The sequence below is a fragment of the Xenorhabdus bovienii genome, assembly GCF_024721015.1.
In the GTDB taxonomy this organism is placed as follows: Bacteria; Pseudomonadota; Gammaproteobacteria; order Enterobacterales; family Enterobacteriaceae; genus Xenorhabdus; species Xenorhabdus bovienii.
Map to the genome: position 1 here is coordinate 20610 of NZ_JANAIF010000030.1, position 22541 is coordinate 43150.

Genomic DNA, 22541 nt, shown 5'->3' on the forward strand with positions numbered 1-22541 from the left:
ATTAACGTACCTTCAACGTTGCCAGACCAATCAGTACCAGCACCAGGGAAATAATCCAGAACCGCACAATAACGCGTGGCTCCGGCCAGCCTTTCAATTCATAGTGATGGTGAATCGGAGCCATGCGGAAAATACGCTGCCCCCGAAGCTTGAACGATCCCACCTGCAAAATGACGGATAGTGTTTCTACGACAAATACCCCGCCCATGATAATCAGCAGGAATTCCTGACGCAGCAAAACCGCAATAGTTCCCAACGCGCCGCCCAAAGCCAGTGAACCGACATCACCCATGAAAACTTGCGCCGGATAGGTGTTGAACCACAGGAAGCCCAATCCAGCCCCAACAATCGCGGTACAAACAATCACCAGCTCACTCGCATGGACTAAATGAGGGATGTGCAAATAAAGGGCAAACTTCACGTTACTCATCGCCCATGCCACGATGGCGAAACCCGCTGCGACGAACACAGTTGGCATGATAGCCAGACCATCAAGCCCATCGGTCAGATTAACGGCATTACTGGTTCCCACAATCACGAAATACGCCAACAGGATGTAAAGCAGCCCCAGTTGTGGCATGACTTCTTTGAAAAATGGCACGATCAGTTGTGTCGCGGCAGTATCTTTACCCATACTGTACATGGCAAACGCCACACCCAATGCTATGACTGACTGCCAGAAATATTTCCAGCGAGCAATCAGCCCTTTGGTATCTTTACGGACAACTTTGCGATAATCATCGACAAATCCCACCACGCCGTAACCCAGCAGAACGGCCAGCACACACCAGACATAAGGGTTATCCAGACGCGTCCACAGTAATATGGACATGGTGATAGAGAATAGAATCAGTAACCCACCCATTGTCGGTGTACCGCGCTTACTGAAATGGGATTCTGGGCCGTTGTCACGCACAACTTGACCAATCTGCAATTTTTGCAGGTAGCCGATTAAAGTTGGTCCCACCCACAATGCGATAAATAATGCAGTCAGTAAGCCGACAATGGCCCTGAACGTCAGATAGGAGAAGACGTGAAAGACTGTGTGATATTTAACCAAGTAATCAGCTAACCAAACTAACATTGGAAGTTCTCCTTCAGTGTGTTCACTACCTCTTCCATTGCGGCACTGCGTGAACCTTTAATTAATATGGAAATCATTTCGTGTTGTTCCAGTAAAGGAAACAGCGCTGCAACTAATTCCGCCTTGTTTGCGAAATGCTGCCCCCGGCCGCTTGTCTCACTGATATGAGAACTGAACTCACCGACGCTCATTATTTTGTCTATTTTTGTCGATGCCACGGCTTCACCAACCTGACGGTGACACTCAACAGTCTGATCTCCCAATTCCCCCATGTCGCCGACGACCATCACGTGATAACCGGGCATCTGTGACAAGGTATCAGCGGCCGCAATCATGGAACCGATATTGGCGTTATACGTGTCGTCCAGCACGATTTTTCCCTCTGCAAGTTGAATCGGGAATAAGCGTCCTGAAACAGCCTTCAGTTCTAATAATCCGGCACGAATATCACTGAGAGAAGCACCCACAGAGATCGCCAGCGCACTGGCGGCCAATGCATTGGCAATATTGTGTTTCCCCGGCAGTGGCAGTGTTACTTCGATATTTCCAATCGGTGTATGCAGACAGAAGCTCGTTGCCAGCGGTTGCTCCTGAATGTCAGTGGCGTAAAAGTCAGCTTCTGGCACAGGTGAAACAGCAAACCGCCATACAGTCTGCGGTTCGCTGATCCCCTGCTGCCAATGCGCCCAATCATTGCTATCGAGATTGATGATGGCGGTTCCTGCTGATGAAAGCCCCGCAAAAATTTCGCCTTTTGCCTTGGTAACCCCCGCCAAAGAGCCGAAGCCTTCCAGATGAGCGGCAAACAGGTTATTCACCAGCGCACTTTCAGGACGGGTCATTTCAGCGGTATAGGCGATTTCGCCAATGTGATTGGCACCTAGCTCAATCACGGCAAATTGGTGTTCTTCAGTCAGCCTGAACAGTGTCAATGGCACGCCAATATCGTTATTGAAGTTGCCTGCGGTATAAAGGGTATGACCGCGTTGACGCAGAATCGCCGCCGTCATCTCTTTGACCGACGTTTTGCCCGATGAGCCAGTCAGTGCCACTATCCGTGCTTTACTTTGCTGGCGAACCCAAGCCGCCAGTTTGCCCATCGCCAAACGAGTGTCTTCCACTACCACCTGAGGGCAGTCAATTTCAAGGCGGCTGTTGACCAACAAAGCACCGGCTCCCAGTTTCGCGACATCCGCCACGAAATCATGAGCGTCGAACTTTTCCCCTTTTAAGGCAATGAACAGTCCTCCACGCACCATTTTGCGGCTATCAGTTTCCACAGTATTGATTTGGCAAGTAGCCGCCTGCTGTTCGGAAATGTGATATAGCACGCCGCCTGTCAGCCGTGTCAATTGCTTGAGTGTCAGCGGGATCATGCAATTACCCCCAGCAGACGCGCAACAGTCAGACGATCTGAATAATCCAAACGGCGATTGCCTACCAATTGATAATCTTCATGGCCTTTACCCGCCACCAGTACGACATCCTCTTCAGCAGCCTGCATAATGGCACTGGTCACCGCCTCAACACGCCCGTGAATCGCCATCGCCCGACCCGGATCGATGAAACCGGTCAAAATATCTTCAACAATAGAATGGGGTTCTTCACTGCGGGGATTGTCATCAGTCACTACCACCCGATCAGCTCCCTGCTCGGCGATACCGCCCATCAATGAACGCTTACCTTTATCGCGATCACCACCACAGCCGAATACACACCAAAGTTGGCCTTTGCAGTGCAATCGTGCCGCAGACAGGGCTTTTTCCAGAGCATCAGGTGTATGGGCATAATCCACCACGACCGTCGGACGACCTCGCGCAGCAAAAACTTCCATGCGCCCACAGACAGGCTCCAGACAGGAAGCGGTTTCCAATAGTTTTTGCAGTGGATATTCCAGTGACAGTAAGGTAGCGAGTGCCAGCAGCAGATTACTGACATTGAACGCGCCCATCAGGGGACTATGGAGAGTTCCCTGCCCCCAAGAGGAGGTAAACGTAATGGATGCACCTTTGTCGTGATAGTGGGTGTCACTGGCGGATAACCAGCGCCCTGACCAATTTTCCGGCAGACGGTTTTTCATCGTGACGGCCACCGCTTCTGGTAAGCGGGCAAGCCATTTTTGCCCCACGTCATCATCGGCATTAATGATTTTCTGTTTTACATCATGGCTGCTGAACAACAACCATTTGGCCTCTTCGTAATTTTCCATATCACCATGATAATCAAGATGATCACGGCTTAAATTGGTAAAAACGGCGGCTTGAAATGGCAGGGCTGCCACTCGTCCCTGCACTAGACCGTGTGAAGAAACTTCCATCGCGGCAAAAGTGGCTTTTTGATTAACGAGCTGCTGTAAATCGAGCTGGATGTCAACGGCGGAACCCGTGGTATTTTCACTTGGAACTATCATTCCCAGCAGGCCATTTCCTACCGTTCCCATTACGGCACTGATTTCCCCAAGACCCTGACTCCATTGTGCCAGCAATTGTGTCGTCGTGGTTTTGCCATTGGTTCCAGTGACTCCGACGAGTTTCAGTTTATTACCCGGATGCTGGTAAAATTCGCCTGCCAATTTTGACAGTTTATTATTGAGATCATCCAGATAAATAACTGGAACACCGTGCATTGCTTGAATGGTGCCGTTATCCGTTTTTCCCTTCGCTTCTGCAATCACCGCGGCAACACCTTGAGCGATGGCTTGAGGAATATATTTTCGGCCATCTGTCTGGTGCCCTTTAACTGCAACAAACAGATCTCCGGCAGCCGCCTTACGGCTGTCTAATGTCATTTCGCGCAGCGGAAGATCCGGTGTATCAACACCCCATGGAGCCAGTAAATCGCGTAAATTACGATCTGCCACTTTTATCCTCTTTATTATCAATCACAAATTCTTTTTTATCATCCGCAGGCAGTGCATCGGGTTCAACGTTCATCGTACGTAAAACACCACTCATGATGGTGCCAAAGATGGGCGCTGAAACCGCACCGCCATAATATTTACCGGCTTGTGGATCATTGATGATCACAACCAATGCAAACCGTGGATTACTTGCAGGGGCAATCCCTGCGGTATAGGAAATATATTTATTAACGTATTTTCCATCCGGCCCCACCTTTTTCGCTGTTCCCGTTTTGATTGCGATACGATAACCTTTTATCGCGGCGCGCACCCCGCCGCCGCCGGGTAGTGCCACGCTCTCCATCATGTGAACAACGGTACGCATAATGGGTTCAGGAAACACGCGGGTTCCCGGTATAGGAGGGTCTACTTTGGTAATTGACAGCGGGCGATAGATACCAAAGCTGCCTATCGTTGCATAGACTCGCGCTAACTGTAACGGTGTTACCATCAGCCCGTAGCCGAAAGAAAAGGTGGCCCTCTCAAGATCTGACCACCGTTCTCTTTTTGGATATATGCCACTACTTTCTCCTACCAGCCCCAAATTGGTCGGTTTTCCCATCCCAAAGCGGGAATAAACATTTACCAGCTCCGAGGCAGGCATCGCTAACGCCAGTTTAGAAACACCCACGTTACTCGACTTCTGTAAAATCCCAGTGATGGTTAATTCAGCACGCGGGGCAACGTCTTTGATTTGATGCGAACGTGCGCCATACGACAATCGATAAGGTTTGGTATCCAGCACCGAATTTTCTTTAACAATGCCAAGATTCAACGCACTCATCACCACTAGCGGTTTTACGGTAGAACCGGGTTCAAAAATATCCGTGATGGCACGGTTACGCATCGTATCTTGCGGCGTTCCTGCCAGATTATTCGGGTTATAGGATGGGTTGTTTGCCATCGCCAGAACTTCGCCGGTTTTTACGTCAATCAATATGGCCGTACCAGATTCAGCCTTATTAAGTATCACTGCCTTGGTCAGTTCACGGTAGACCAAAGTCTGGAGACGCTCATCAATGCTGAGAGCCAGATTGTGGGCAGCCTGACTGTCAGTGAACGAAACATCTTCAATGACCCGTCCATTGCGATCCTTGCGGACAATTCGGCTCCCCGGCTTACCCGTCAGCCAGTTGTCGAAGCTCTTTTCCACTCCCTCAATGCCTTTGTCGTCAATATTGGTCACGCCAATAATGTGCGCGGTCACTTGCCCTGCGGGATAATAACGGCGGGACTCTTGGCGCAAATAGATGCCAGGCAATCTTAATTTTTCGACATAATCACCAATGGAGGTATTGACCTGACGGGCAAGATAGACAAAACGCCCCTGTGGATAATCCTGAATTTTACGGGTCAGTTGATTAAGTGGTATGGAGAGCGTGTCAGCCAACGCTTGCCAGCGCGTATCATCCGTTATGTCACCTTTTTCAAAGACTTCTTTGGGATCAGCCCAAACTGCATCAACTGGTACGCTGACAGCCAAAGGGCGCCCATTCCGATCGGTTATCATACCGCGAGTGGTCGGGATGGACTGGACGCGTAAGGAACGGGAGTCACCTTCTTTTAGCAAACGGTCAGGATTGATAATCTGTAAGTAAGCAACACGAATCAAAAGCCCGAACAAAGCAAACGAAATGCCCCCACACAGCAAAGCAAAGCGCCAGCTTACAAAACTGGCTTTATCTTCTTGCTTTTTCAACTTTAAAGAGCGTGCAGCTTTCATCGCCTACCTTTTAGTTGTCAACTGAACTTATTGAGTTATCACAATATTTTCTTGCGCTGGATCAACATGTTGCATATGCAATGTTTCAGTCGCTATATTTTCAACACGACTGTGATCACCTAGGGCATTCTCTTCAAGGAGCAGGTTACGCCACTCAATATCCAGAGAATCAAAATCAATCGCCGAGCGCTCTTTTTCCGCTATCAATAAGCGGGTTTTATGGGCAACCGTCACAACGCTGACAGCTGAAATGATTACCGCTACCAGCAAAATCAGTGGGATCTTGGCATTGCGGATTAAATCCCTGCCAATGACCCCCACTAATCCATGACGCTCACCTGCCATTTACTCACCTGCCTTTTCAGCAAATCGCAACACAGAGCTTCTCGCTCTTGGGTTTATTGCCACTTCGTCCTCTGAAGGTTTCAGTTTGCCAATTGATTTCAGGCTGCGTCCCCCCTGAGCTTTTAACTGCGCTTCAGTGAGAGGTAAACCGGCTGGAACCTGTGGCCCCCGGCTATGCTGCCGGATAAAACGCTTCACGATGCGATCTTCCAACGAGTGGAAACTGATGACTGATAATCGCCCCTGCGGTGCCAGAACCTGCAATGCACCATTCAATGCGCGTTCTATTTCTTCCAGTTCACTGTTAATGTAGATCCTGATAGCCTGAAAACTGCGCGTCGCCGGATGCTTGTGCTTTTCCTTAACCGGGCTTGCCTGAGCAATCAATTCCGCCAGTTCTCTGGTTCGCGTGATTGACCCTTCCTGATTGCGAGCTACGATGGCTCTCGCGATACGTTTGGCAAAACGTTCTTCACCAAAGGTTTTCAGTACCCATGCAATATCATCGGCTTCGGCCTTCATCAGCCACTCTGCGGCCGATTGCCCTCGGGTAGGATCCATTCGCATATCCAGCGGCCCGTCACGCATAAATGAAAAGCCACGTTCAGGATCATCCAGTTGTGGGGAGGAAACCCCTAAATCCAGCAACACACCATCAATTTTTCCAACCAGTCCCGCTTCTTCTATATAGGTAGCCAATTCGGAAAATGGCCCATGAGTAATGGAAAAACGCGGGTCAGTAATGGCTTTCGACGCTTCAATTGCCTGCGGATCGCGATCAATCGCAATTAAACGCCCATCTGCCCCTAATTGAGACAAAATCAGGCGAGAATGCCCTCCTCGCCCGAATGTTCCGTCAATATAAATTCCATTTTCTCGGATATTCAGTCCATTGACAGCTTCGTCCAGTAATACACTGGTATGCTTATAATGACTATTTGCCATATTTATAGTGATAAATCCTGTAGCCTTGCTGATAAAGGTTCTTGTGTGGATTGTTCAGCCTCAATATCATTCTGTACTTGCTGATACCAGGCTTGCTCATCCCACAATTCAAATTTATTAAATTGCCCAACCAGCATGACCTCTTTTGTTAACCCTGCGTGCTGCCGCAGTGTATTGGCTAACAAAAGGCGCCCTGCACTGTCTATTTGGCATTCACTGGCGTGCCCCAATAACAAACGTTGAACGCGACGTTCGGCTAGATTCATGCTGGATAGGCGAGATAACTTTTCTTCGATGATTTCCCATTCGGGTAATGTGTAAAGCAACAGGCACAGCTGATGGAGATCAATGGTACAAACCATTTGACCTTTAGATTCCTCATTCAGCATTTCCCTATATCGGGCAGGTACAGTGAGTCGCCCTTTACTATCGAGATTAACCAGTGTTGCTCCACGAAACATACTCAGGTTACCCCTTGATGGTAAAAATCTCCACATTATCCCACAAATCACCACAATTAAGAGTTTACGGATGGTATGAAAACCTTGTCAAGCCAGAGCCCATGTGCTTTAGCTAGATTTACAGAAAGATTTCAGAGAGAAGAAGAGAGATTTTTCAGATTTGGCAATATTAATAATAGATAACACTATGATAATTTTAAATAAATTAACCACGATAGAGAGTATATTCTTAGAAAAAAAATTTAGGTTAAATAATTACCACTTAAATTAATTTATGTAACTAAAGTTTCATTGCAGCCTAATTGTTACCCAAATGAAACCTATTAGTAATAAAAATACATTTAAGTTATAACACAACAAAAAATAATAACAAATTGAACTTTAATGACTATTGGGAATAAAAAGTCATTAAATATCAAATCAATAAAAAAATCTCTCCGTCACAGAAGTAAACGATGTAAATCGTCTGACTTTACGTGTAGATCATTCACCTTGCCATTTTTAGTAACAAGTTATCGGATTTTCAGGTCATAAAACTCTGTTCAAAAGAATTTTAGTCAGAATAGTCTTAAAGTTACGTTAGCAAACGTATTTCAAAGAGTTTGATCGTATTAATAAGGCACCCTCATGTTCAATGAGGGTACTCAATCAAGCTTTTCTACTCAGACTTCCACGACGGCATAAATGACGACGCATTCGAGTTATTCCTGGCTCTGGCCTCTTTTTTTCATCCAAACTAGCCAATACCAGTTCAAGGGCACATTCAGCCACGTCACGGTGGCGTTGTGCGACGGACAGCACCGGACATTCAAGGAAATCAAGTAATTCATGATCACCAAACGTGGCAATGACCAACTGCTCAGGTAACCGGCCACTGCGCTTAAGGAGGGTATCCATAACGCCTTGCAGCAAGGCAAATGAGGTTGTGTAGAGTACTTGAGGTACAGGATGGTTTTCCAGCCATGAAGCAAAGACTTCAGCCGCTGCGTCACGTTCATAACTGTTCGCATACAGGTAGTTCACTTCACGCTGATCACTTTCCCATGCTTCACGAAACCCCTGTTCACGTAAGAAACTGACCGATAATTCAGGCAATGCTCCCAGATAAAGAACAGATTCTGACGGAAATTGACGCAGCTCCTGTGCCAGCATTTTCGCATCTTCGAAGTCATCCCCCACAACGCTGATAAAGTGTTCGCTGTCCAATGCACGATCAAGCGCAATAATTGGCAGTGAACGGTTTGTCCAACGCTGATAGAAAGGATGTTCAGGAGGCAAAGCAGTGGAAACAATAATGGCATCAACCTGCCGTTGCAGAAGATGCTCAACACAGCGCATTTCGTTATCTGGCTGATCTTCAGAACATGCGATCAATAGCTGGTATCCACGTTGCCGTGCCTGACGCTCAAGATAGTTAGCAATTCGGGTATAGCTCGTGTTTTCCAAATCCGGTATCACTAAGCCAATTGAACGAGTACGCCCCGCCCGAAGACCGGCGGCAACAGCATTAGGATGGTAATTGTGCTCTTTGACCACCGCCATCACTTTTTCTACTGTTTTATCGCTGACCCGATACTGCTTGGCTTTACCATTGATCACATAACTGGCCGTAGTACGTGAAACCCCTGCTAAGCGGGCGATCTCATCCAGTTTCACATTAACCCCTCAGTAAGATGATGAAAAAGCCCTACTTTACAGTAGGGCTCGTTAAGTATCTGTATATTAACCCGCAGATTGCAATTTTTCATCGCATAATTTTATCCCCACGAGCGATGCCAACAATACCTGATCGTGCTACTTCCAGGATCTCAGCCACATCGCGCACGGCATCAAGAAACGCATCCAGTTTTTCACTCGTTCCTGCCAATTGGACGGTGTAAAGTGTTGACGTCACATCAACGATCTGCCCACGGAATATATCCGTACTGCGCTTGATTTCTTCCCGACCATAGCCACTGGCCTGCAATTTCACCAGCATGATCTCACGTTCAACATGAGCACCTGCGGTCAATTCACTGACCCGCAGAACATCCACCAGCTTATGCAGTTGTTTCTCAATTTGCTCTAATACCTTAGCATCACCCTTGGTCTGGATAGTCATGCGTGACAGCGTTGGATCTTCCGTAGGGGCGACGGTCAGGCTTTCAATGTTATAGCCACGTTGAGAAAACAGGCCAACTACGCGGGATAACGCTCCCGATTCGTTTTCAAGTAATACAGACAAAATCCGGCGCATGATCAGGTCCTCTCTGTTTTGCTTAACCACATTTCATCCATTGCTCCACCCCGGATCTGCATTGGATAAACGTGTTCTGTTTCATCAACGGTGACATCAACGAAAACCAGCCGCTGGTTTTCAGTGACTTCATGCAGAGCCTGAGCCAGTTTATTTTCCAGCTCTTCGTAGGTTTGGATGGAAACACCAATATGACCATAAGCCTCTGCCAATTTGACAAAATCAGGCAGCGATTCCATATAGGATTGAGAATGACGACCCGCGTAAATCATGTCCTGCCACTGTTTCACCATACCCAGAAAACGGTTGTTCAAATTCAGCACCAGAACAGGCAAGCCATACTGCAATGCAGTGGATAATTCCTGAATATTCATCTGGATACTGCCATCTCCTGTCACGCACACGACTGTCGCATCAGGTTTTGCCAGCTTCACCCCAAGCGCGGCTGGCAAGCCAAATCCCATCGTACCCAAACCACCAGAGTTGATCCAACGCCTCGGCTCATCAAAGGGATAATACAGTGCGGCAAACATCTGATGCTGGCCTACATCTGACGAGAGATACGCCTTGCCTTTAGTCAGACGGTAAAGCGTTTCAATCACGGCCTGTGGCTTGATTTTCGCGGTGGTGCGATCGTAACCAAGGCATTTGCGGCTACGCCATTGTTCGATGGAAAGCCACCAGTCTTTCAATGCATCCGGGTCCTGAGTGTCTTCCAGAGTATTCATCAATTCCAGCATTTGGCCGAGTATCTGTTTGGCATCCCCAACGATGGGAATATCCGCCGACACAGTTTTTGAAATAGAGGCCGGATCGATATCAATGTGCAGTACAATGGCTTCTGGACAATATTTTTCCAGATTATTGGTTGTGCGATCATCAAAACGCACACCCACTGCAAAAATCAAATCAGAATTGTGCATCGCTTTATTGGCTTCGAACGTGCCATGCATTCCCAGCATTCCCAGACTTTGACGATGGGTGGCAGGAAAAGCGCCCAGCCCCATCAACGAACTGACGACCGGAATGTGCAAACGTTCAGCCAATTTCAGCAACTCTGATGAGCATGCCGAATTGATGGCGCCGCCACCTACGTAGATCACCGGCTTTTTCGCATCCAACAGGGTTTTCAACGCCCGTTTAATCTGCCCTTTATGCCCCTGAACGGTGGGGTTGTAAGAACGCATGCTGATTTTTTCCGGATAAACATACGGAAACTTCAGTGCCGGATTGACGGTATCTTTGGGAAAATCGATAACAACCGGACCAGGACGGCCAGTTGTCGCCAAATAGAAGGCTTTCTTAATCGTATTTGGAATATCTTCTGCTTTTTTCACCAGAAAACTATGTTTAACGATAGGACGGGAAATTCCCACCATATCGCATTCCTGAAACGCGTCATTACCTATCAAAGAGCTGGCAACTTGACCAGACAAAACCACCATTGGGATTGAATCCATGTAAGCCGTTGCAATTCCCGTGATAGCATTGGTTGCTCCTGGCCCGGATGTCACCAGAACAACCCCGGCTTTTCCCGTTGAACGGGAATACCCATCCGCCATATGAACAGCACCCTGTTCATGACGAACGAGAATATGTTCAATTCCTCCCACCGTATGCAGGGCATCGTAAATATCCAGTACTGCCCCACCCGGATAACCGAATACATGTTTAACGCCTTGATCGATTAACGATCTGACGACCATTTCGGCTCCTGACAACATCTCCATTGAGTTTGCCTCCAGACTCTGTTTGCAAGTTAATCGTCGGAACTTCATAAAATCGCCATTAAAAACAACCTTATTTATTCCACTTTTTATTTATATAAAGTCAATCCAGTGTTAGCTCATTCGATAACACTAGATTAATTAACATAACGTTAGACACCAACGTTAGCAAACATCAATTCACATACTGAGAACATTAATCTCGATACATGGATTCGATTTCATCGTGATAATGTTGCGAAATCACCTTACGGCGCAGTTTCAGTGTAGGAGTCAATTCGCCTTTTTCCATGGAGAAGGCTTCTGGCAGCAGGATAAAGCGTTTTACCTGATGGTATTTGGCAATATTTTTTTGCAGTTCCACCAAACGTTGTTCAAACAGTTCGATGATCTGACGATTGTTCAGCAACTCGATACGATCGCGATAATGAAGATGGATGGATTTTGCGTAATCTTCTAATGCATCATAACTGGGGACAATCAACGCAGAAACAAAATTACGGGAATCGGCAATAACCGCAATATATTCAATGAAACGATCCTGTCCCAAAGTCCCCTCAAGCATTTGCGGAGCAATGTATTTTCCCGTCGAGGTTTTCATCAAATCTTTCAGGCGCTCAGTGATGAACAAATTGCCTGTTTCATCCAACCCCCCTGCATCCCCCGTACGCAGCCAGCCATCTTCGGTAAAAGTATGAACCGTTTCTTCCGGCCGGTTGAAATAGCCTTTCATCACAATAGGGCCACGTACCTGAATTTCATCTTCGGCACTGATGCGCACATCAATGCTCGGCAATGGTGTGCCAATCGAGCCTGGAAGATAGTTTTTCTCTTCCCAGCAAGACACCGTGGCACAAGTTTCTGTCATGCCGTAACCATATTTGATATTAATGCCGGCAGACAGGAAAAACCGGGCAATAGCATCGTCAAGGCGTGCTCCTGCCACGGGTAAAAAACGCACGCGTCCTCCCAATATGTTACGGAGCTTGCTCAACACCAGTTTGTCGGCCAGTTGATCACTACAGAGAGAGAAGAGACACGCTTTTTTATTCTGTAGCTGACGCATCCAGCGGCTTTCTCCCCGCTTTATCGCCCAGCGGAAAATCATCCTGCGCAAAAATGGCGCACGGGAAACTTTCTCAAGAATTGCACTATGCACTTTTTCATAAAAACGGGGAACAGCGCACATCACAGTTGGGCGTACTTCAGCCATCGCCTCACGCACAGAATTGGTGTCAGTTAAATAGACATTAAGCGCTCCTGTATGCATGACATAGTAACTCCATGCGCGCTCGAAGATATGGGACAACGGTAAAAAACTAAGTGATACATCCTCTCTGGTCAGTGTCAGACGCTGATCATGCAAGTAAAGCTGCGAAGCGATATTGCGGTAATCCAACATCACTCCTTTTGGCTCTCCCGTTGTACCGGAGGTGTAGATCAAGGTGAAAAGATCATTTAAATCCTGCCCTGCAATGCGGTTATCAAGCTCTGGCTGATATTGTGTATGGTCATTGGCAATGAAGGCAGATAAATGCTGCGCCTGCGGACAGCCCTTCAAGTCAACGGACTCGTCCAGCACAATAAGATGATTGAGTTGAGGGCACAATTCCAGCAATGTCATCGCAACATTATATTGTTCTTGCTCACCAACAAACAGTACCCGCACACCGGCATCCTTAAGAATGAAGGTAGCCTGATCACGGCTGCTGGTCGCATAAAGAGGGACTGTAACCGCACGTAACTGAAGAACGGCCAAATCAGCCAATGACCATGCAATACAGTTATGTGCAAAAATAGCGACTTTCTCCTGAATTTCTATACCCAGTGACAACAAAGCTTTTGCGATGGATTCCGTTCTATAAGTAACGTCTTGCCAACTCATTTCAAGCTGCTCTGATGGTGACCATTGCCTGAATGCAATTTTTTCGGGATATTCAATGGTTTGCTGCTGCAACCGGTTGATCAGGTGATAGGAATGCAGGGAATCTGTTATCACGATATATTCCTGTATAAGTCTTAGGTTTATCATACTCAGCAAGCACACTGACTGCTTTTCAGCTTACAGGTGTTCGCTATTTTCGCGCAGTCTACCTATTCCTGGTAGAAGGGGAAAGCGTATTTTTACTCTCTTCTCCCCCCTAAGGGGGGAAGTTTTACAGGATTTATCGGATAGCTAGGGATAAATAGAGATAAATATCGTCATAAAGGCAGAACAGTAAGACCGCACACGCTCTCCGACAATCAGTTACATTAGATAATCTTAATTATTTGCAATAATAATGCTTGTTACCATGACGTCAGACAAAATGACACCTGATGAAACAAATTCTGGCAGCGTCGTGCATTTTGTTCTATTCCTGTTCACCAAGATTGCTCAGTAACGATTTCATCCACTGATGACCTTTATCTCTGTTTGTCGAACCGTGCCATATCAAATAGCAGGGGCGGGAGATTCGACCGTTGGGCAAAGGTATCGCACGTATATTTAACTGTTCAGAATAATGCTCAACCATCCATTTCGGTGCAATAGCGACTAAATACGTCTGAGACACGATATTGAGAACACTATTTAAATCCGTACCCTGATAAGAAACAGAACGCAACAATTCATTACTTTCATAGTAAGGTTTACTGAATGAATCCACATTATCCAATGCCACAATTGCATGCCTCTCTTCCTGCAATTGCTGCTGATTAATGCGTTTACCGATTCGAGGATGCGTTTTGGAAACGGCCAAAACCAATTCATCATTAAACAATGGAGAATTATGAAAATCAGGCTGATCTAATTGTATATAACTGATAACGAATTCTATTTCCTGATATTTTAATTGTTTCTCAATATTGCCATTGATTTGTGTTTTAATGACAACTTCAATATTTGGCGAATGTTTTTTTATTTCCCCAACAATTTGGGCAGCTAAACGAATATCAAGCGGGCTGCAAATAGAGAGGTTAAATACCCTCGCACTATTATCGGGCTCAAACCCCACGCCAGGCAACTCATTATGGACAATTTGAAGTGCCTGTCTGAGTGGCCCAAAGAGCTGTTTTGCTCTTGCCGTTGGTTGAATGCCACGGCCATAGCGCACAAACAACTCATCATCAAACATAGTTTTTAAGCGAGCTACCGCATTACTGACAGCCGGTTGTGACATTCCCAGTGCCTGAGCCGCACGTGTAATGTTCTGCATTTGCATTACAGCATCAAACACAGTAAGCAAATTGAGATCCACACTGCGCAATTGCACTTCACATGATTCTTTTCTTCTTGTCGTTACTGAATTATATCCAGTCATTATTTCACTCCACTAAATTTATTGCAGCGACCTCATTAAATAACGGAATATTGGCAGTGTCCCAATGCAACATTTTGACACAGTAAACCGCCATACCAATTAATAAGATCAATCACCCCAATTTGTTAGAAATTAAATTGAGATCCTTCCTTGTACAAAAATAAATATGCATAACCAATGCATTCTTATTTATACGACGATAATATTCTTATAAGCATGAATATTAATACTTTATGTATGAATAGAAATAACTCGAATTACATTAGTCACTTACGCGTAAAAATGCGCAACCAATAATGTCAGAATGACGAGTAGAAACAATTCATAATAAAATAATGGTGTTCCTTCTATCTATCAGAAAAATTATCAGGCTATATTAACCAAAAATCAGTTCTTCCAATATATTGAGGTACATCTTATTAATATTCTATATGGTTATGTTTTCTTAGCCTAGAAACACTGCGGTGAACATCCATCTCATCCCTGTCTGTTAATCCATCAGTGAACATTTGCACAAAACAACTGTATAAAATAACAGATACCCTATTTATTATCCATTAGAGCCGAATTTTACTTCATATATAGATACAAATAATAGATAAAAACATTGCTAAAAATGTAAAAAATAGTCACCAAAACTAAAAGTAGCTCAGTAAATGACCAAAGGTGAGTATCATTCACTCTTGACTCATATTTGTGTCGCTTGACATTGTTTTGAAGATAACGTATCAATAAAAGTCCTTAGGTCATCATACTCGATTAACAGATTTATAAAGGTTAGCTTACATGATTCACACTATTCGCCTACTAAGCCTACTACTCATCGCCTTTAATGTGCGCGGTATGCTGGTAGGGGAAAGACAGAGTTAACCTCCATCAGATGTGAAAAAACCGCGCCGAGCGCGGTTTTTTTATACCGGCTCGGCGCTCAAGAATCAAACACAATAATCTATTGATAGGAGCACAACATGAGCCAGCAAGTTATTATCTTCGATACCACACTGCGCGATGGCGAGCAGGCATTACAGGCCAGCCTGAGTGTAAAAGAAAAGCTGCAAATCGCTTATGCACTGGAAAGACTCGGGGTGGATATTATTGAGGCGGGGTTCCCCGTTTCTTCCCCAGGAGATTTTGAGTCGGTTCAAACCATCGCCCGTGAGATCAAGAACAGCCGTATCTGTGCATTATCCCGTTGTGTTGATAATGATATTGATGTTGCCGCCGAAGCCCTGAAAGTCGCGGAAGCCTTCCGCCTGCACCTGTTTTTGGCGACCTCCAGCCTGCACGTCGAACATAAATTGAAAAAAGAATTTGACGATGTTGTCGAAATGGCCGTTCGTTCCATCAAGCGTGCTCGCAAGTACACCGACGATATTGAATTTTCCTGCGAAGATGCCGGCCGTTCGAATATCGACAACTTATGTCACATTGTTGAACAGGCAATCAAAGCGGGCGCAACCACAATTAATATTCCCGATACCGTTGGCTATACCACGCCTTATCAATTTGGCGGCATTATCCAAAATTTATTTGATCGAGTACCCAATATTGATAAAGCGATTATTTCTGTCCATTGCCATGATGATTTAGGCATGTCCGTGGCGAACTCGATTACAGCGGTTCAGGCCGGAGCCCGTCAGATTGAAGGCACCATCAACGGCTTAGGAGAACGCGCGGGGAACTGTTCGCTGGAAGAAGTGATCATGGCAATCAAAACTCGCCAACAAATATTAGGTGTTCACACTAATATCAACCACAAAGAAATTTACCGCACCAGCCAATTGGTCAGCCAAATCTGTAATACCCCGATTCCGGCCAATAAAGCGATTGTCGGCAGTAATGCCTTTGCTCACTCATCAGGCATTCATCAGGATGGCGTCCTGAAAAACCGCGAAACCTACGAAATCATGACGCCGGAATCCATCGGGCTGAAAGATACCCAATTGAACCTGACTTCCCGCTCTGGCCGTGCCGCCGTGAAACACCGGATGTCTGAAATGGGCTATCAGGAGCAGGATTATAATCTGGATACCCTGTATAAAGCTTTCCTGCGTCTGGCAGACAAAAAAGGCCAGGTGTTTGATTACGATCTGGAAGCACTGGTGTTCATCAATCAACAACAACAAGAGAATGAACATTACCGTCTGGATTATTTCAGCACCCAGTCCGGCACCAACATCGTTCCAACGGCGACCGTGCGTCTGGCCTGCGGGGATGAAATCAAATCTGAAGCCGCTACAGGCAATGGGACTGTTGATGCGATCTATCAAGCCATCAACCGCATTACCGGATATTCACTCGAACTTATCTCCTACCAGTTGACTGGCAAAGGACATGGGAAAGATGCTCTCGGTCAGGTCAATATTATCGTGGAACATTCTGGGCGCCGTTTCCACGGCATGGGATTGGAAACAGATATCATTGAATCCTCCGCCAAAGCCATGATCCCCATTCTGAATAGCATCTGGCAGGCAGAACAAGTCGAAAAAGAAAAACAGCGCATACAAAGCAATACCTCCCAAAACAATTTCCCCAATAACAATACAAAGGAAACTGCATAACAATGTCAAACCACCCTACTACACACAAACAAAAGTCTGGCAGTTATCACATTGCGGTTTTGCCTGGTGACGGTATTGGCCCCGAAGTCATGAAACAAGCCTATAAAGTGTTGGATGCAATCCGCCGGCGCTTTAACCTCCACATTACAACCAGCGAATATGACATAGGGGGCATTGCGATTGATCATCATGGTTGCCCGTTGCCTGAAACAACCATCGCCGGTTGCGAAAAAGCCGACGCACTTCTATTTGGTTCCGTTGGCGGCCCCAAATGGGAACATTTGCCCCCCGCAGAACAGCCGGAGCGTGGTGCGTTGCTGCCACTGCGCAAGCACTTCAAACTGTTCAGCAATTTACGCCCGGCGCGCTTATATGCGGGTTTGGAATCTTTTTGCCCACTTCGCCAAGATATCGCGGAGAGAGGTTTTGACATTTTATGTGTTCGTGAACTGACGGGTGGCATCTATTTTGGTCAACCCAAGGGACGGGAAGGAAAAGGAAAATATGAGCGGGCTTTTGATACCGAAATCTACCATCGTTTCGAGATAGAACGGATCGCCCGTATCGCTTTTGAATCCGCCCGCAAACGTCGTCATAAAGTTACATCCATTGATAAAGCGAACGTTTTGCAGAGTTCTATACTGTGGCGTGAAGTCGTCAGCGAAGTCGCGAAAGCTTACCCTGATGTTGAAATCCAGCACATGTATATCGACAACGCCACCATGCAATTGATCAAAAATCCGGCTCAGTTCGATGTTCTGCTATGCTCCAATATTTTTGGTGATATTTTATCCGACGAATGCGCCATGATCACGGGTTCAATGGGGATGCTACCTTCCGCCAGCCTGAATGAAAAAGGGTTTGGCTTATATGAGCCAGCGGGCGGATCAGCACCTGACATTGCAGGCAAAAACATTGCCAACCCCATCGCTCAGATTTTATCTATCGCGCTGTTACTGCGTTACAGTTTTGAGCGTGATGATGCCGCAGACGCCATTGAGCAAGCCATTAACCATGCACTGGAGCAAGGTTATCGCACAACAGATTTAGCAGGTAATGACAAAGCAGTCAGTACCGATGAAATGGGCGATATCATTGCACGTTATATTGCAGAAGAAATTTAAGGTGCCAACACTTTGCGCCACTGCATGGTAAATAGATTCGATAACATCGGACAGGCATTACAGCATCAACCTGCATTTCTGCGTTGAAAGCAGACACTACCTACCTATATCGAGTAGGATGAGGTGCCATCATTTCATCCTACTATAAAATACCTTTGTTAAAAAAATTCAGGTGCAGCGTAGCATGAGGGGAGTAAAAATGAACACGTTCGGATGGTTTGACTTTAAATCTGCGTGGTTTACACCGCCGCAAGGATAATTCACAGAAAAAGCTAAAGTTATAAACATTTTTAGTCTGACGGCCACTATTTTATTCACTTTTTCTGTGGATATGTATGTGAAAAAGACAGGGGTAAGACGGGTATATTTTTCTTTCATATTTTATAACGCGTCATAAACTTAAATAAATATTTATTATTTTTCATTATCTTAATGCATTTTATTCTCTTTTTCACAAGCGATATCAGTCATCATAATTTCCTATTCTGTTCACACTGAGCAAATATCAATCAATGATGATTTTATCCACAGGATATGCCTTTTAGTTAAGCAAAAATCGTCTATTTTTGTAGAAAACAAGGGTTAACAGAGCTGTAAATCAAACCAGTGATCTCAATTTTTATCACTTATCCCAGAAATCTGTGGATAACATAGTGTAAGATCCTGTTTATTATCGCTGGGAATAGGTGAACAATCATAACAAGACTATTTTTAATACGGTGAACACCAATTAAAAAATCTTGCATATCATGCTATTATCAAGGCAATCATCATAATGATAAGTTCATAATGATTTCCCATAATCATACTGAACATTTTTTAACCATCAAAAATATATGCGATAAACATGTACTTTACACCGCCCAGTCCACCTGAAAATGAACAACAACTACTCGAACGAGCTAATTCTCTGGCGGGTTTGTCAATGGGTGAGCTAGCTGCGCAGGCCAATCTGCCCATTCCTCCCGATCTAAAACGGGATAAAGGTTGGGTTGGCATGTTGCTTGAGTATTATTTGGGCGCAAGTGCAGGCAGTAAACCAGAACAAGATTTCGAACATATTGGCATTGAACTAAAAACCATCCCTGTAGATAAGAAAGGTTCACCACTGGAAACAACCTTTGTCTGCGTTGCACCTTTAACGGGCAATAGTGGCATTAGATGGGAAAATTGCCACGTCAAGCGTAAATTATCGCGTGTCCTGTGGATACCTGTTGAAGGGGAAAGGGAAATCCCACTTGCCGAACGCCGTGTCGGTTCACCACTGCTCTGGAGCCCCGATCCGATTGAAGAAGAGCTATTGCGACGTGATTGGGAAGAATTAATGGATTTGATCGTATTGGGCAAAGTTGAGAATATCACCGCACGTCACGGAGAAGTGTTGCAATTACGTCCAAAAGCCGCCAATAGCCGAGCGTTGACAGAAGCGATTGGAGAATTTGGTCAACCCATCATGACACTTCCCCGCGGTTTTTATTTGAAAAAAAACTTCACAGCCCCCTTGCTGGCTCGTTATTTTTTCTTATGAAAACAATGCGTATATCGCGTCCGTTTTTGATGGACATTCATCCATTGCCTAATTCATTATATTGACGTAATAGCCTGATTGCATTGCTTCGCTTGCAGTTTAAAGTGAAATTTAGTGTTATCGACTTTGTCTACTTCCAAATTCAACAGGGCTCCCGGCGATATTTTCACTTCGGTAATATCAACAATCCCAGATGCTGGATGATAGCGAAGATAGAAAGTGCCAACCAGCGGATAACTGCCATTGTCCACTTTTTTGATATAAATGGAGCATGTAAGTTGGTTACTGCTGGCTGTTGATGGAATGTGAACATATTCCATTTCACTTCCACTTTTAATCGAGAAAACCTGCGCGTTATTGATTCCTTCAGCATCAAGTATCATCAAATAGGCGCCAATCTTAGCATCAGTTGTATCTATCAAACTCAAGCTGATAGTAAAATTGGGTTGTTGATAAAATGTAATATCATTTTTTCCAGCCACAATCATTCCCTCTTTTATATCATTAACTATAATTTTATTAAAATTCAGGTAGATAAACATTGCCCACTATAATTTAAAACAGCACAAAATTCCGTACTTAAATCCGCATAATTATTATTTATAAATAAATTTGTATCTTTTTTATTTTTATTTATCATTAATAATTTAAATAACTCTGATATATAAAATTAAAATATTGAGTGAAGGAATAATATTACCATGAAACGAATGGTGATATTTTTCTTTCCCGTTATATAGCTAACTTGCCTTATTACTCAAAAATTTCTTTACTTTTTTCAGCGCCATCTGCCTTTTCAAGGGTGACAAATAATCAATAAAAATAATGCCATTCAAATGATCAATTTCATGTTGCATAACAATCGATAGAAAATCTTCACTTTCCACCGTAATAGACTTGCCATGACGATCCAGTGCTTCCACTTTCACTTTTTCAAATCTTTCTACATCCGCGTAATATCCCGGTATAGACAGACATCCTTCTTGATTCACGACCCGACGCTCTTTTTCAACAATCTTGGGATTGACTAACACCATCGGCTGATCCCGATTGGGTGAGATATCAATGATCAGAACCGCTTCTTTTCGGCCAACCTGCGGTGCAGCCAAACCAATGCCATTATCTGTGTCATACATTGTATCCAGCATGTCATCAATCAATGTTTGTATTTCATCAACATGCGTGACATCAACACATTTTTGTCTCAATCTTTCATCAGGGATCGTGAGTATATTTAAAATTGCCATAACACATCATCCTCTTTTCACTGGGTATCTGACGTCAGTTTTTTGCCTTATTCAGCAGGAATAATACCTTATCCTCAAGTAGATATTTAGGGATAATTTACAGCAGAAGGCAATAAGACAATCGCTAAAAAAGAGCAGCACAAAAATGCCAACCGAGGAAGAACGGCTGGCATTCTGTTTTTCATTATCTTATTTTTGTTACAGGCTGGCTTTTTCTAACGCCTGAGCAAAATCAGCAATCAAATCTTCTGAATTTTCAATACCGACTGAAATACGGATCAATCTGGGTGTGATACCTGATGCCAGACGCTTTTCCAGTGGAATCGAGGCATGGGTCATCGTAAATGGCTGGCCAATCAAACTTTCTACTCCACCCAGACTTTCTGCCAACGTAAATAATTTCAGTTCCTTAATCACTCGGCGTATATAGTCATCATCGCCTTTCAACACCACGGAAATCATGCCACCAAAACCCTGCATCTGACGTTTCGCCAATTCATGCTGAGGATGGGAAGCCAGACCCGGATAAAACACTTTCTCTATTTGAGGTTGCTGCTCCAGCCAATGTGCCATCTTCTCTGCATTATCGATATGCCGCTCCATACGCAGCGCCAGCGTCCGTATTCCACGCAGGACAAGGAAACTGCTGAAAGGATCGAGAATGCCACCAATGGAATTTTGCAGAAAAGCAACCTGTTCCGCCAGTTCAGCATTGTTCCCCACCACGGCAAGACCCGCGACAACATCGGAATGGCCATTCAGGTATTTGGTTGCTGAATGAACAACAATGTCAAAACCTAAATCAAGAGGACGCTGGATATAGGGAGATGCAAAAGTATTATCCGCCACGCTGATAATCTTATGGCGCTGGGCGATCTGGGCAATGGCAGCCAGATCAGCCAGTTTCAGCAGTGGATTGGTTGGTGTCTCCACCCAAATCATTTTTGTATCAGGCTCAATGGCGGCTTCCAGCGCTGCGGTATTCCCCGCTTCAACATACGTAACACGCAGGCCAGCCGTCCGGCGACGGACTTTTTCCAATAATCGGTAAGTCCCGCCATACAGATCATCTACGGCAATAATGTGACTGTCTTTATCCAGTAGCTCCAAAATGGTAGAACTGGCGGCCAGCCCTGAACCAAAAGCATAGCCACGAGTACCGTTCTCCAATTCAGCAATTGCACGTTCCAGAGCATCGCGGGTTGGGTTACCACTGCGAGAGTACTCATAGCCTGTATGCTGGCCGGGAGCAGGTTGTGCATAAGTGGAAGTGGCATAAATAGCGGGCATGACGGCGCCGGTATGATCGGGGACATAGCCTGCATGAACGCTTTTTGTATCAAACTTAGTTGTAGTCAT

18 protein-coding genes and 1 pseudogene are annotated in these 22541 nt (G+C 45.2%); 4 read left to right on the plus strand and 15 right to left on the minus strand.

What is annotated here, in order from left to right:
• Window position 1 precedes the first annotated feature (1 nt).
• The 12 genes from mraY to leuO all read right to left on the minus strand — a co-directional run bounded on the left by mraY (window position 2) and on the right by leuO (window position 14722).
• A complete protein-coding gene (mraY, locus tag NXS07_RS09970; protein ID WP_012989819.1) occupies window positions 2-1084 on the minus strand; it encodes a phospho-N-acetylmuramoyl-pentapeptide-transferase in 1083 nt (360 codons plus the stop codon).
• The gene (murF, locus tag NXS07_RS09975; protein ID WP_258086670.1) at window positions 1078-2460 is read right to left on the minus strand and encodes a UDP-N-acetylmuramoyl-tripeptide--D-alanyl-D-alanine ligase; all 1383 of its coding nucleotides are present in this window, start codon (window positions 2458-2460) and stop codon (window positions 1078-1080) included. Before murF ends, mraY begins: the two co-directional genes overlap by 7 nt.
• On the minus strand, window positions 2457-3944 hold the full coding sequence (gene murE, locus NXS07_RS09980) for a UDP-N-acetylmuramoyl-L-alanyl-D-glutamate--2,6-diaminopimelate ligase (RefSeq protein WP_038209084.1): 1488 nt from the start codon (window positions 3942-3944) through the stop codon (window positions 2457-2459). The genes murF and murE overlap by 4 nt, the downstream gene beginning before the upstream one ends.
• Window positions 3931-5706 (minus strand): peptidoglycan glycosyltransferase FtsI, encoded by a 1776-nt coding sequence (locus NXS07_RS09985; RefSeq protein WP_258086671.1) that lies wholly within the window; start codon window positions 5704-5706, stop codon window positions 3931-3933. The genes murE and NXS07_RS09985 overlap by 14 nt, the downstream gene beginning before the upstream one ends.
• A gap of 27 nt (window positions 5707-5733) precedes the next feature.
• The gene (gene ftsL / locus NXS07_RS09990) at window positions 5734-6051 is read right to left on the minus strand and encodes a cell division protein FtsL (RefSeq protein WP_038222764.1); all 318 of its coding nucleotides are present in this window, start codon (window positions 6049-6051) and stop codon (window positions 5734-5736) included.
• On the minus strand, window positions 6052-6996 hold the full coding sequence (gene rsmH / locus NXS07_RS09995) for a 16S rRNA (cytosine(1402)-N(4))-methyltransferase RsmH (protein WP_038257630.1): 945 nt from the start codon (window positions 6994-6996) through the stop codon (window positions 6052-6054).
• Window positions 6997-6998: 2 nt separating this feature from the next.
• Complete coding sequence (gene mraZ / locus NXS07_RS10000) at window positions 6999-7457, minus strand: division/cell wall cluster transcriptional repressor MraZ (RefSeq protein ID WP_038213382.1); 459 nt, start codon at window positions 7455-7457, stop codon at window positions 6999-7001.
• A 648-nt stretch (window positions 7458-8105) separates the two neighbouring features.
• A complete protein-coding gene (gene cra, locus NXS07_RS10005) occupies window positions 8106-9113 on the minus strand; it encodes a catabolite repressor/activator (RefSeq protein WP_038196984.1) in 1008 nt (335 codons plus the stop codon).
• An 88-nt stretch (window positions 9114-9201) separates the two neighbouring features.
• Window positions 9202-9693 (minus strand): acetolactate synthase small subunit, encoded by a 492-nt coding sequence (gene ilvN / locus NXS07_RS10010; protein ID WP_038196985.1) that lies wholly within the window; start codon window positions 9691-9693, stop codon window positions 9202-9204.
• 2 nt (window positions 9694-9695) lie between these two features.
• On the minus strand, window positions 9696-11423 hold the full coding sequence (gene ilvI / locus NXS07_RS10015; RefSeq protein WP_258086678.1) for an acetolactate synthase 3 large subunit: 1728 nt from the start codon (window positions 11421-11423) through the stop codon (window positions 9696-9698).
• A gap of 193 nt (window positions 11424-11616) precedes the next feature.
• Window positions 11617-13452: an AMP-dependent synthetase/ligase gene (locus NXS07_RS10020; protein ID WP_238125287.1), complete on the minus strand. Its 1836-nt coding sequence runs from the start codon at window positions 13450-13452 to the stop codon at window positions 11617-11619.
• 322 nt (window positions 13453-13774) lie between these two features.
• Window positions 13775-14722 carry a transcriptional regulator LeuO gene (leuO, locus tag NXS07_RS10025; protein WP_038196988.1) on the minus strand — a complete coding sequence of 316 codons (948 nt, stop codon included), beginning with the start codon at window positions 14720-14722 and terminating at the stop codon, window positions 13775-13777.
• A gap of 968 nt (window positions 14723-15690) precedes the next feature.
• Here leuO and leuA point away from each other — a divergent pair.
• The 4 genes and pseudogenes from leuA to mutH all read left to right on the plus strand — a co-directional run bounded on the left by leuA (window position 15691) and on the right by mutH (window position 19935).
• Entirely contained in the window at window positions 15691-17283 is a 1593-nt protein-coding gene (gene leuA, locus NXS07_RS10030) for a 2-isopropylmalate synthase (protein ID WP_038209065.1), read from the plus strand.
• Window positions 17284-17285: 2 nt separating this feature from the next.
• Entirely contained in the window at window positions 17286-18407 is a 1122-nt protein-coding gene (leuB, locus tag NXS07_RS10035) for a 3-isopropylmalate dehydrogenase (protein WP_258086672.1), read from the plus strand.
• Between the two features lie 166 nt (window positions 18408-18573).
• A pseudogene (locus NXS07_RS10040) lies at window positions 18574-18666 on the plus strand (hypothetical protein); the annotation flags it as partial.
• Window positions 18667-19254: 588 nt separating this feature from the next.
• Window positions 19255-19935 carry a DNA mismatch repair endonuclease MutH gene (gene mutH / locus NXS07_RS10045; RefSeq protein ID WP_038209060.1) on the plus strand — a complete coding sequence of 227 codons (681 nt, stop codon included), beginning with the start codon at window positions 19255-19257 and terminating at the stop codon, window positions 19933-19935.
• A 56-nt stretch (window positions 19936-19991) separates the two neighbouring features.
• Here the strand turns inward: mutH and NXS07_RS10050 are convergent, their stop codons facing one another.
• From NXS07_RS10050 to NXS07_RS10060, 3 genes are all read right to left on the minus strand, one after another.
• Window positions 19992-20423: a hypothetical protein gene (locus NXS07_RS10050; RefSeq protein ID WP_038197013.1), complete on the minus strand. Its 432-nt coding sequence runs from the start codon at window positions 20421-20423 to the stop codon at window positions 19992-19994.
• A gap of 252 nt (window positions 20424-20675) precedes the next feature.
• Window positions 20676-21182 (minus strand): peptide deformylase, encoded by a 507-nt coding sequence (gene def, locus NXS07_RS10055; RefSeq protein WP_038196992.1) that lies wholly within the window; start codon window positions 21180-21182, stop codon window positions 20676-20678.
• 198 nt (window positions 21183-21380) lie between these two features.
• Window positions 21381-22541 (minus strand): trans-sulfuration enzyme family protein, encoded by a 1161-nt coding sequence (locus NXS07_RS10060; RefSeq protein ID WP_258086673.1) that lies wholly within the window; start codon window positions 22539-22541, stop codon window positions 21381-21383.